This is a genomic window from Flagellimonas meishanensis, from assembly GCF_019880545.1.
Taxonomy (GTDB): Bacteria; Bacteroidota; Bacteroidia; order Flavobacteriales; family Flavobacteriaceae; genus Flagellimonas; species Flagellimonas meishanensis.
On the sequence record NZ_JAINVW010000001.1, the window covers coordinates 1,271,862 to 1,283,640 of the forward strand.

Annotated in this window: 12 protein-coding genes; 5 read left to right on the forward strand and 7 right to left on the reverse strand. The window is 44.0% G+C overall.

Going from position 1 to position 11,779, the window contains the following annotated elements; translation table 11 throughout:
- The first annotated feature begins 74 nt into the window (after positions 1-74).
- Together K7G75_RS05710 and K7G75_RS05715 are read left to right on the forward strand one after the other, a co-directional pair.
- A complete protein-coding gene (locus K7G75_RS05710) occupies positions 75-1,586 on the forward strand; it encodes a GH3 auxin-responsive promoter family protein (RefSeq protein ID WP_222983250.1) in 1,512 nt (503 codons plus the stop codon).
- 176 nt (positions 1,587-1,762) lie between these two features.
- Positions 1,763-2,302, forward strand: coding sequence for a hypothetical protein (locus K7G75_RS05715; protein WP_222983251.1), 540 nt, complete (start codon positions 1,763-1,765; stop codon positions 2,300-2,302).
- A 4-nt stretch (positions 2,303-2,306) separates the two neighbouring features.
- Here K7G75_RS05715 and clpX read toward each other — a convergent pair whose 3' ends face one another.
- From clpX to K7G75_RS05750, 7 genes are all read right to left on the reverse strand, one after another.
- A complete protein-coding gene (gene clpX / locus K7G75_RS05720) occupies positions 2,307-3,542 on the reverse strand; it encodes an ATP-dependent Clp protease ATP-binding subunit ClpX (RefSeq protein WP_222983252.1) in 1,236 nt (411 codons plus the stop codon).
- Positions 3,543-3,629: 87 nt separating this feature from the next.
- Complete coding sequence (clpP, locus tag K7G75_RS05725) at positions 3,630-4,310, reverse strand: ATP-dependent Clp endopeptidase proteolytic subunit ClpP (protein WP_222983253.1); 681 nt, start codon at positions 4,308-4,310, stop codon at positions 3,630-3,632.
- 90 nt (positions 4,311-4,400) lie between these two features.
- Positions 4,401-5,723 (reverse strand): trigger factor, encoded by a 1,323-nt coding sequence (tig, locus tag K7G75_RS05730; RefSeq protein WP_222983254.1) that lies wholly within the window; start codon positions 5,721-5,723, stop codon positions 4,401-4,403.
- Between the two features lie 100 nt (positions 5,724-5,823).
- Positions 5,824-6,168 carry a phage holin family protein gene (locus K7G75_RS05735; protein WP_222983255.1) on the reverse strand — a complete coding sequence of 115 codons (345 nt, stop codon included), beginning with the start codon at positions 6,166-6,168 and terminating at the stop codon, positions 5,824-5,826.
- Positions 6,169-6,235: 67 nt separating this feature from the next.
- Positions 6,236-7,735 carry an SGNH/GDSL hydrolase family protein gene (locus K7G75_RS05740; RefSeq protein WP_222983256.1) on the reverse strand — a complete coding sequence of 500 codons (1,500 nt, stop codon included), beginning with the start codon at positions 7,733-7,735 and terminating at the stop codon, positions 6,236-6,238.
- 134 nt (positions 7,736-7,869) lie between these two features.
- A complete protein-coding gene (locus tag K7G75_RS05745; RefSeq protein ID WP_222983257.1) occupies positions 7,870-8,640 on the reverse strand; it encodes an alpha/beta fold hydrolase in 771 nt (256 codons plus the stop codon).
- On the reverse strand, positions 8,640-9,356 hold the full coding sequence (locus K7G75_RS05750; RefSeq protein ID WP_222983258.1) for a pyridoxine 5'-phosphate synthase: 717 nt from the start codon (positions 9,354-9,356) through the stop codon (positions 8,640-8,642). The genes K7G75_RS05745 and K7G75_RS05750 overlap by 1 nt, the downstream gene beginning before the upstream one ends.
- 84 nt (positions 9,357-9,440) lie before the next feature.
- Between K7G75_RS05750 and K7G75_RS05755 the strand changes: the two genes are divergently transcribed.
- The 3 genes from K7G75_RS05755 to porG all read left to right on the forward strand — a co-directional run bounded on the left by K7G75_RS05755 (position 9,441) and on the right by porG (position 11,778).
- Entirely contained in the window at positions 9,441-10,097 is a 657-nt protein-coding gene (locus tag K7G75_RS05755; protein ID WP_222983259.1) for a CBS domain-containing protein, read from the forward strand.
- A 1-nt stretch (position 10,098) separates the two neighbouring features.
- Complete coding sequence (locus K7G75_RS05760; protein WP_222983260.1) at positions 10,099-10,980, forward strand: NAD kinase; 882 nt, start codon at positions 10,099-10,101, stop codon at positions 10,978-10,980.
- A gap of 114 nt (positions 10,981-11,094) precedes the next feature.
- The gene (gene porG, locus K7G75_RS05765; RefSeq protein WP_222983261.1) at positions 11,095-11,778 is read left to right on the forward strand and encodes a type IX secretion system protein PorG; all 684 of its coding nucleotides are present in this window, start codon (positions 11,095-11,097) and stop codon (positions 11,776-11,778) included.
- Position 11,779: the final 1 nt, after the last annotated feature.

Consider the following 11,779-nt stretch of genomic DNA (forward strand, 5'->3'; position numbering starts at 1 on the left):
ATCTTGATAATGAATGCCAGAAAAGCTATTTTAGCCGTTGCACCCAACTAAACACTTGGTTAAATATACCTAAAATGCCAATACCGTTATTCAATTCCATTGCTTCTTGGTTGTTGAAGAAGCGCTACCACCAAATAGAACTTTTCCTAAAATATCCTTTGGATGTTCAGGGCGAGGTACTTCGGTACTTGGTGGATTTTTCCAAGGATACCATGCTTGGAAAACAATACGGGTTTGGCGAACTGCCCAAGTATGAAGATTTTGCCAATAGAGTGCCCATAGTGGCCTATGAAGATATTGCGCCTTTAATAGAGCGCACGCGCAGGGGCGAACAAAAGCTTTTTTGGCCCACGCCCATTAAATGGTTCGCAAAGAGCAGCGGCACCACCAACGCAAAGAGCAAATTTATACCGGTAAGCACCGAGGCTTTGGAAGACTGTCATTATAAGTCCAGCAAGGATTTGCTCTGTCTATACCTGAACAACAACGAAAACTCGCAACTTTTTATAGGCAAAAGCTTGAGATTGGGTGGCAGCAAAGAGCTTTATGAGGACAACGGCACTTTTTTTGGCGACCTTTCCGCCATTTTGATTGATAACATGCCCTTATGGGCGGAGTACAGCAGTACGCCCAGTAACAAAGTATCCTTGATGAGCGAGTGGGAATCCAAGATGGAGGCCATTATAGAGGAGAGCATTCATGAAAATGTCACCAGTTTGGTCGGGGTGCCTTCCTGGATGTTGGTTTTGTTGAATGAAGTGTTGGAAAAAACAGGCAAGAACCATTTGTTCGAGATATGGGAGAACCTGGAAGTGTATTTCCACGGTGGGGTTAGCTTTACGCCTTACAAAAATCAATACAAGAAACTTTTGCCCAGAAAAAAGTTCAACTACTATGAAACCTATAATGCCTCGGAAGGGTTTTTTGGTATACAGGATAGGAATGACGCCGATGATTTGCTGTTGATGCTGGACTATGGCATTTTCTATGAATTTATTCCTATGGATACCACGGGCGGGGAGGAGAGGGCTATTCCTCTTTGGGATATAGAACTTGGGGTAAATTATGCCATGGTCATTACCACCAATGCCGGACTTTGGCGGTACAAGATTGGGGATACCGTCCGTTTCACTTCCAAAAATCCATATAGAATAAAGATTACCGGCCGCACAAAGCATCATATCAACGCTTTTGGAGAGGAATTGATCATTGAGAATGCTGAGGAAGCCCTGAAGAGGGTCTGCCAAAAAACAGATTCGGAGATTATGGACTATACGGCGGCGCCAATCTTCATGAGCGGTAGCGACAAAGGGGGACATGAATGGATCATTGAGTTTAGAAAACCGCCAAAGGATATTGCCCACTTCACCGAATTCCTGGATAACGCCCTCAAATCCTTGAACTCTGATTATGAGGCAAAGCGGTACAACAACATGACCTTAAAGATGCCCACGGTGCATTTGGCAAGGAAGAATCTATTCCATGACTGGCTCAAATCACAAAATAAATTGGGTGGTCAGCACAAGATTCCCAGGTTGTCCAATGAGCGCAACTATTTGGAGGAATTACTTCAACTCAATCAATAATTATAGAAAATTTAGGGTAGGTCCATTATAATCCCTAGTTTTACGAAAACGTTTTCGTAAGGTTTGACCATTCATCGAACAAAGGTTTGTTTTGAACAAATAAAAGTGACTTTTCTGCGTTATTTGATGAAATTTCCCCCATCAAATCTTTGATAAACCAAAAACCAATAAATAATATGGCAAATAAACTTGTTGTTGTTTCGGATATGTGGGGCGCCAAAAAAGGACTCTGGATAGCTTCTTATTTTGGGTATTTACAACAATATTTTGACATTACCTTTTACGATTGCCAACAGTTGGGCGACATTGATGTGCCCATTTCTTCTGAGGAAAACATTCATGCAGCCTTTGTGAATGGAGGCATTGACGCTGCCGTTGCCAGTTTGCTTCGCAAGGAGACCGAACCGGCGCATTATCTGGCATTCAGCACCGGAGGCACCATTGCTTGGAAAGCTGCGCTCAGAGGTCTTCCCATGCAATCATTGACTACAATTTCATCCACTAGGATACGGCTGGAAGAACAGACGCCCGATGTTCCCATGAACCTTATTTTTGGTGAATGTGACGAACACAAACCAGATTTGAAGTGGGCAATGAAACATGGGGTCGCTTTGGAGATTGTCCCCAGCTTCGGACATCATCTATACACTGATGAAAAAATTATTGCCGATGTCTGTCTAAGACTCTTGGAAAAAGTGACAAAAAAAGTCGTTTGAACCGTTAGGATACCACTTTTAACTTTTTAATGGTCTCATAGCTGAGTTTTTCCTCGGCGTAGGCCTTGCTTACCTTGAACTCATTTTCGTCGCTGCTGGGCAGGTTAAACATGGCATCCGTGAACACCGCTTCGCAAAGCGAGCGGAGACCGCGGGCCCCCAATTTATATTCCACCGCTTTTTCAACAATATAATTCAGCGCCTGTTCGGTAATGGTAAAGGTAATACCGTCCATGGCAAAGAGTTTTTCATATTGCTTTATGATGGCGTTCTTGGGCTCAGTTAAAATGGCACGGAGCGTTTTGGCATCCAGCGGATTCATGTGCGTTAGAACGGGTAGCCTTCCGATAATCTCGGGAATGAGCCCAAAATCCTTAAGATCTTTGGGTATGATGTATTGAAGGATATTCTCATTGTCCAACCTATCCTCAGCTTTGGAAGCACTATAACCCACCGCCTGCATGTTCAAGCGTTTGGTGATGATGCGCTCAATGCCATCAAAAGCACCACCGGCAACAAATAGGATGTTTTCCGTGTTGACCTCAATAAACTTTTGGTCGGGATGTTTTCGGCCTCCCTTTGGTGGCACATTGACCATTGTTCCCTCCAAAAGTTTCAAAAGTCCCTGTTGTACCCCTTCCCCGGAAACATCACGGGTTATGGATGGGTTGTCACTTTTTCGGGCTATTTTATCGATTTCATCAATAAAAACAATACCCCTTTCTGCTTTTTCCAGGTTGTAATCCGCAGCTTGCAACAGTCGGGTAAGAATGCTTTCCACATCTTCCCCCACATAACCGGCTTCGGTAAGTACAGTGGCGTCCACAATGGCCAAGGGTACGTTGAGCATTTTGGCAATGGTCTTGGCGATCAGGGTCTTTCCGGTCCCAGTCTGGCCCACCATAATGATGTTGCTCTTTTGTATCTCTACGTCATCGTCCTTTCCCTTGGGCTGTAAAAGTCGTTTGTAATGATTGTAGACAGCGACGGACATTACTTTTTTGGTTCTTTCCTGTCCGATCACGAAGGTATCCAGGAAATCCCGTATTTCCACTGGTTTTTTCAGCACCAATTCCGAGGAAAGATCCTGGTTCTTGGACTGTTTGGATTCCTCGGCCACTATGCTATGGGCCTGTTCTATACAACGGTCACAGATATGGGCATCCAACCCAGCGATCAAAAGATTGGTCTCTGGTTTTTTTCTGCCGCAAAAAGAGCATTCCAAGTTTTCCTTTGCCATATCAACTGCTATGTTCAACCACTAATAACGCAAAAAAAAGGCATTTGGTTCATAAATTGCCTTTGTTTTGGTCGTTTTGGTCGTTTTTTAGGACTTATCCCTTACTAAAATCTCATCGATCATGCCATACGCTCTGGCTTCATCGGCCTTCATCCAATAGTCCCGGTCACTGTCCTCGTAAACCTTATCAAAACTCTGTCCGGAGTGCTTGGCTATGATCTGGTAGAGCTCATCTTTTATTTTCAGCACTTCCTTTGCTGCTATTTCTATGTCGCTCGCCTGGCCCCTGGCCCCAGAGAGGGGTTGGTGGATCATCACCCGGGAATGGGTAAGACCGCTACGTTTCCCTTCATGACCCGCGCAAAGGAGCACTGCTGCCATGGAGGCCGCAATACCGGTGCAAATGGTGGCCACATCGGGTTTTATGAACTGCATGGTATCGTAAATGCCCAAACCGGCATAGACGCTTCCGCCTGGAGAATTGATATAGATTTGGATGTCCTTGGAAGCATCCGCGCTTTCCAAAAACAGCAATTGGGCCTGCACTATATTGGCAACCTGATCATTTATCCCCGTACCCAGAAAGATGATCCTGTCCATCATCAATCGGGAAAAGACATCCATTGCAATGGCGTTCAACTGCCTTTCCTCGATGATATTTGGGGTCATGCTCACAGGATACAGACTGCTCATTATCTGATCATAGTGCATGCTGTTGATCCCATGATGCTGGGTAGCATATTTTTTGAATTCTTTTCCGTAATCCATAGGATTTTCTTCGAGTTATCTTAAAAAAAAGGTGCCGAAAACTTAGCTTTTCGGCACCGTAAAGATACTTATTTTTCTTTTAGCCGCTATTTAACTATAGGCCTCCTTCACAAAGTTGTCATAGGTGACCTCTTTTACCTTAAGGTTGGCTTTTTCCTTGTAAAGATCCAATAACTTCTGACTCATCAGCTGTTCCGACAGTCTTTTCACCTCATCTTGGTTGCCCATAACTCGGTTGGCAATGTTTTCCAATTCCTGTTCTTCAGGGTTCAAATGGCCATATTGGGCCATCTGCGATTTGATGAATCCTTTGGCAAACTCCTTTAGTTCATCAAATTGCACCTGCAGGTTGTTCTCCTTGATGATTTTCCCCTCGATGAGTTGGTAACGAAGTCCTTTTTCAGATTTTTCAAATTCTTCCTTGGCCTCGTCTTCGGTCAGCATTTTATCCCCGCTGATCTGGATCCATTTTTTTAGGAATTCCGAAGGCAGTTCAAACTTAATGTCCTCTATCAACTTTTCGGTCACATCATTCAGCAACTTTTGGTCGGACTGTTGCTCAAACTGTTTTTCAGAATCTTCCTTGATGCGCTCCTTAAGTTCTTTTTCTGATTTGACATTGTCCTTGCCGAACAATTTGTCGAACAACTCTTGGTCCAACTTGGCCGGTTGGCGCTCATTAATTTCCCCAATGGTGAAATTGACATCGAGGTTCAGTTTTTCCGCTTTTTCCCTAGAAATTCCCAATCCACTGGAAAGCAGGTAATCCTCTTTAAAAAGGCCTTTAGTGGAAATTGAAATGGATTCTCCCACTTTTTTGCCAATAAGGGCGCTTAGTGCCTTTTTGCTCTTGATCTTGTCCAGCTCCAGGGTAGTTTTGTGGTCTATTTCAGCCTCCTCGTTAAAAAAAGTGCCGATTACCTCGTCAGTTTTCCCCACCTCATTTTTTGAGACCAATTTTCCGTATTGCTTTTGGATACGTTCCACTTGGTCTTCAATCATTTTTTTGTCGGCCACTATTTTGTAGTGCACTATGGGCTTTTTGGTCTTTAGGTTGACATCAAAGTTCGGTGCCAATCCCAGTTCAAACTCAAAATCGAGGTTTTCCTTGTCCCAATCAAAGTTTTCCTGTTGTCTGGGCAGTGGATTTCCAAGAACGTCCAGTTTTTCCTCTGTCAAATATTTGTTGAGATTGTCCTGCAACAGCTTGTTCACCTCATCCACCAATACCGCTTTTCCGTATTGCTTTTTTATCAGTCCCAAAGGCACTTGACCTTTTCTGAAACCAGGTATATTGGCTTGTTTTCGGTAATCGTTGAGAATCTTGTTTACCTTATCCTGATAATCTTCCTTGCTGATGGCGACTTTTACAACTGCATTTAGTGCATCAATCTGCTCTTTAATAATATTCATCTCCTAACTTAGTTTGCTGTTCAAAAATGGGACGCAAAAGTAATGCATTTTTCGTTTGACGGCAACTTTTAAAGCATTGAATGCCAAAGAAAAAAAAGCGCTATTTGTCCTCCTTGAGCAATGAATGAAGGAAGGATTGCAAAAAGGATAGCAAAAGGCTGAACAGTATGGCCCACCATACGCTTGAGACTTCGAATCCCGGAACAAAGTGTGCCGTTATAAGAATGATGATGGCGTTAATGACCAGAAGGAAGAGTCCCAGTGTAATGATCGTGATAGGGAGTGTGAGGATGATAAGAATAGGCTTGACCAAAAGATTGAGCAGACTCAACACGATGGCAACGAGTATTGCGGTGATCATAGAGTCCACCCCAACCCCGGGAAGCAAGTAGGATAATATGATAACGGCCAGGGCACTCAGCAGTAGTCTTAAAATCATTTTCATATAGGATTGTTTCTGTAAATAAAAAAGGCACCAATTTGGTGCCTTGAAGATATGAAAATTAGTTTGTCTAATTGATATAGAGTCCTGTAAAATCCAAAGGATTTACCCCTGGAAGATTGGAACCAAATTTTGTATTGATCGCTGCTACAAATGCATTGGCCAAAATGGCGTACCCTCTAGGTGCCGGGTGTACACCATCCAATGAAAAACCACCACCGGTGCCGAAATTTGCGGTAACCACACTTCCATCCGTTTGTGGGAAACCGGTTGCCTTGAGTTCATTTAGCAGCGCATTGGCATCGACAAAGGCCAAATCATAGGCCGTTGCCAAGGTCTCAATGGTTTGATTATAGGCATTCAATGCGGTTTCCACGGCTTGTTGCTCCTCCGGGGTCAAAACCCATTGATCAGCCAAAGGAATAGCCACGCCATTAATGGAAGTTGGGTCGGCCGGATTTGCCAATGTGCCAATGAAAGACCTAGAAGTAAGCACCATCAAATCCTCCGCGGTCGCCTGTCGCATGTTTATCAGTGCAGGGTTTACTCCGGTTAAGTCCGTTAGGTCCTCATCCAAGATGACCACTGCATTTCCTTCTCCCGGAGAGAAAGAAATTGTTCTTTTCGCCACTTCATCGGCATCTATAAGTAAAAAACTCTGGGCCAATAACAATCCTTGATTGTATGCGTCATAGGCTCCGTTCAAAAGCGTGGCGGTCGCTTCATCCAGGGGAACGGGGTTATGGGGCACTGTGGTGAAATAGGGAATGTCCGTTACATTGGGCAGGTTTGCAATAACCCCTTCAGCGTCATTAGCGGTCATGGCCTGTAAAATGGCATCCAAGGAACCGGCAAATACAATTGGATCAGTGATATCGTTTCTGGAATAGGTGGCTGGGTTCAAGTTACCTGTTTGATCAACACCAGAACCACCATTCGTTGCATACAATAAGATGTCGTTGGCACCTGCCCATACCGAGAAAAAGGTCGGACTTTGCGCTGCAGCATCACCAATCACCGTGGCGGATTCGGAAGAGGAAAATCTTGCAAAATAAGGATTGGCTGTGCCCAAGGCCACTCCAGCTACGCTTCCATAGCCTGGGGCCAACAATTCATAGCTTTTGGCACCGGGAACTCCCATATTATTGAACGGGCCTGACAATTTTGTGGAAACTTCGGTGCTTCCTTGACCAGCCACGGGGGTAGGTGAGGGGCCGGTTGGCAAAAAAGCCAAGAAAAGCCTGTTTCCGGAAATTGGATTGCCTCCAAGAGTCATCCCTCCCAAATTATCAGCCATAAAGGGTATTTCGAAACTACCTCCGCCGGCCAAGGCAAAATTCGAGGCCAACATATTTGGTAAGGAGGCTTCCTGACCATCAATAAAAAGGGCGTTGTCTGAGAATCCAGCGGTCAACGAATTTCCAACGGCAACATAGTTGGAAAAATTAGCAGTTCCCGAGGTGTAAACAACGGGATCTGGGTCGGGGGTTGTATCTACAACAGTGTCATCTTCTTCACATGCAATAAAGAAAAAGCCTAAAAAAAGAAATAAGGCATAAAACTTTTTCATATCTAAAATCTGTTAGAGTTAGTTTAAGTTAAATATATGGATATCCCAGAATTAACCAAAACTATGTCAAATTTGTTATACAGCCAATAAAATGCCCAAAAAAATTATGCATGCATAATAAAAAGGGGTCAATTTTACGAATTTAGAAAGTCCATCGTTTTTTGAAAAAACTGAGTTGGATTCTCTGCATGCAGCCAATGTCCAGCATTGTCAACGGTTTCAAGGACGGCATTTGGGAAGTGTTTTTTGATCTCCTGAAAGTCACTTGGCATGATGTATTCCGATCTATCACCGCGAATGAAAAGTGATGGCCCTTCATATAGTGCAGTGGCCTCAATATTTTCTCCAATTTCCTCCATTTTGTTCTTCAAAACGTCCAAATTGAATCGGAAAGCAAGTTTTTCCTTGTCTTTCCAATATAGGTTTTTCAGCAAAAATTGTCGTATGCCGAAGTCGGATAGGTGTCGGGAAAGCTGTTCGTCGGCTTCTTTTCGGTTGGCAATGGCGCCAAAATCCAGTTGGGTAACGGCATCGATAATATACTGATGGTGGGGAGGATAAAACTTGGGCGCAATATCGGCCACAATAAGTTTTGATACCAGTGCGGGGCATGAGGTGGCCAACTGCATGGCTGTTTTGCCACCCATGGAATGGCCCAAAACACAGGCCTCTTCCAGAGTGTGGTATGCCATGTAAGCTACAACGTCCTCACTTAACAAGGTATAATCAAAATCAGGGGAATGAAAACTTTTTCCATGGTTGCGCTGGTCAATCAGGTGGACTTCAAATCCTTGTTCCGCATATTGACTTCCCAGTGTCTTCCAATTATCGGACATTCCCAAAAAACCATGTAGAATGATAAACGGGCGTCCCATACCCAAAATATTTGAATGCAATACTTCCATTACTTCAATCGGTGCAAATACATGTTGATAACATTTTCCAGGCCAAGATATATCGACTCACAGATAAGGGCATGGCCTATGGATACCTCCAATAAGTGAGGGATGTTTTCCTTGAAAAACTTGATGTTTTCCAGATTAAGGTCATGGCCGGCGTTTATTCCCAGCCCCAGTGCATGGGCCATTTTTGCTGCATCGGCATAGGGCTGGATTCCTTTTTCGCCTTTGCCTTTGGAAAACATTTGGGCATAGCTTTCCGTATAAAGTTCAATTCGGTCCGTCCCAGTTTTTGCAGCACCTTTGATCATATTTATGTCTGAGTCTACAAAAATAGAGGTGCGAATGCCATGTTCTTTGAAAGTTTTGATCACATCGACCAAAAAGTCTTTGTGTTTATTGGTGTCCCAGCCTGCATTGGAGGTAATGGCGTCCTCCGCATCGGGAACCAAGGTTACCTGGGTAGGTTTTACCTCGAGCACCAAATCGATAAACTTGGGAACGGGATTGCCCTCAATGTTGAACTCTGTGGTCACCACATTTTTTAGGTCTCGGGCATCCTGATATCGGATATGGCGTTCATCGGGTCTGGGATGAACGGTGATGCCCTCGGCGCCAAAAGCTTCGATATCCAATGCGGAGGTAATCAGGTTGGGTTGGTTGCCTCCCCGCGAATTTCGCAAGGTGGCCAATTTGTTGATGTTGACACTCAACTTTGTCATGGAGTACATTTAGAGCGTCAAAAATAAGAATTAGGCACACCTTTTGCGATTTAAAATTAGTATTTTGCACCTAATTGAAATATCATGCAGATTCAAAATCAAATATTGACCACCATTCCCATTTTTGAGGTCTCAGAGACCTTGGAGGAAGTGATCCGTTTTTTTGAGGAGACTACTTTCTCCCATGTCGGGGTCACCGAAAACGGAATTTATATTGGATTGCTTTCCGAAAACGATCTGGCCTGTTTTGAGCCCAAGAAAAAGATCGAGGACTTTCGGTACGAATTGGAAACCTTTTTTGTGACCAAAGAAACGGCATGGCTTGATGTTTTGGAGATGTTCTCGAGAAATGAAGCGAACATTTTGCCCATTTTGGATGAGGATGAGACCATTATTGGTTACTATGACCTTGAGGATATTGTGGGAATGTTCATCGATACACCTTTCTTTAAGGAACCGGGAGCAATTTTGGTGGTTGCAACCGGCATCAAGGATTATTCCTTTAGTGAGATTGCGCAGATAGTGGAAAGCAACAATGCCCGACTTCTTGGGGCGTTTATCACCGATTCGCAGAATGATCTGGTACAGATCACCCTAAAAATTGGCACTCAGAACCTCAACGAAGTAGCCCAGACTTTTAGAAGGTACAACTATACCATTGTTTTTGGGAACAGTGATGACCAGTTTTTGGAAGACTTGAAACAGCGATCGGACTACTTGGAAAAATACCTTAACGTGTAGCATGAAAATTGCCATTTACGGTCAGGCCATTCAAGAAGGGGATATCCGCTGTTTGAAGGATCTGTTGGAGGAACTGCATAAAATTGACGCCCGTATTTTTTTTGAGGCCCATTTTGCCAAAAAGATTTCCGGACACTTTCCAGAATTGATTTACAAAACATTTACCCAGGACAATGGCCTTGATGGTTCCTTTGATATTTTCGTAAGTTTCGGGGGAGATGGCACCATGCTCAGGGCAGTGACGTTCATTAAGGATTTGGGTATACCCATTGTAGGGGTCAATACGGGACGATTGGGTTTTCTATCCACCTTTAAAAAAGAAGATGTCCGCAAAGTGGTCACCGAGTTTGTGGCCGGGCACTACACCATTGAGGAAAGGACCTTGCTGGAGGTGGAACACACGGAAGAATTTGATGAGTTCGGGGACATGAACTTTGCCCTTAACGAAGTGACCGTAAGCCGTAAGGATACCACATCCATGATTACGGTGGAGACCTATTTGAACAACGAGTACCTGACCTCGTATTGGGCCGATGGACTCATTGTATCCACACCCACAGGCTCCACGGGATATTCATTGAGCTGCGGTGGTCCCGTAATCGCGCCCAATGCAAAATCATTGGTGCTCACCCCCATTGCCCCACACAACCTCAACGCCCGCCCATTGGTCATTGATGATGGCACCCGGATCCGCCTTAAGGTTTCCGGTAGGGAACAAACGCATTTGGTATCCCTGGATTCAAGAATTGCGGATATCTCCAACGGAAAGGAAATCAACATCAGAAAATCCAATTTTGCCATCAAAATGATAGAGTACAAATCCGAAAGCTTCTTAAAAACCCTTAGGAACAAATTGCTCTGGGGCGAGGATAAGCGCAATTGAACATATCAAAAACAATAAAAAGGGCCAAAAACTGTTTATCAAAGGAGAACATTCATAACCACGTATCTATTGACCTTCCTTTACTCCTAAACTTGCGTAATTTTTTTAGATAGTATGAGAATAGTATTGGCTATTTTTCTTTGCTGTATGGTCAAATTGAATGCCCAGACCTATGAGGTCGGCGTTTTTTTGGGAGGGGCCAATATGATCGGCGACGTGGGCCGTACCAACTATATTCTGCCTTCCGGGCCTGCCTTTGGCGGCATTTTCAAATGGAACAAGAGCAAGAGATACGCTTGGCGAGCCAGCGTGCTATACGGCGATATCACGGCAGATGATTCTAAATCCAGCAAATCTTCACGGCAGCAGCGCGACTACGTGGTGAAAAATTCCGTGTTGGAGGCCTCTTTGGGATTGGAATTCAACTTTGTTGAATATAACCTACACAAATTGGGACCTGCCTTTACCCCCTATCTCTACACAGGATTTACATACTTTAGATACGATTTTAATTATATTGATGCCCTTCAGGTGCAGGATATTAACCAAAAAGAAGGTAGTTTTGCAATTCCAATGACGGTTGGGGCAAAGTATCGGTTAAACCAATACCTGATTCTTGGTGCCGAAATTGGGGCCAGATACACGTTTACGGACAATTTGGACGCAAGCAACCCTGAAGGTTCCAATTTTGAGCAGTTTAGATTCGGCAATATATTGAGCGATGACTGGTATGTCTTTTCAGGTTTTACGTTGACGTATACCTTTGGACGCAAGCCCTGCCAGGATTGTTTTCAATAAC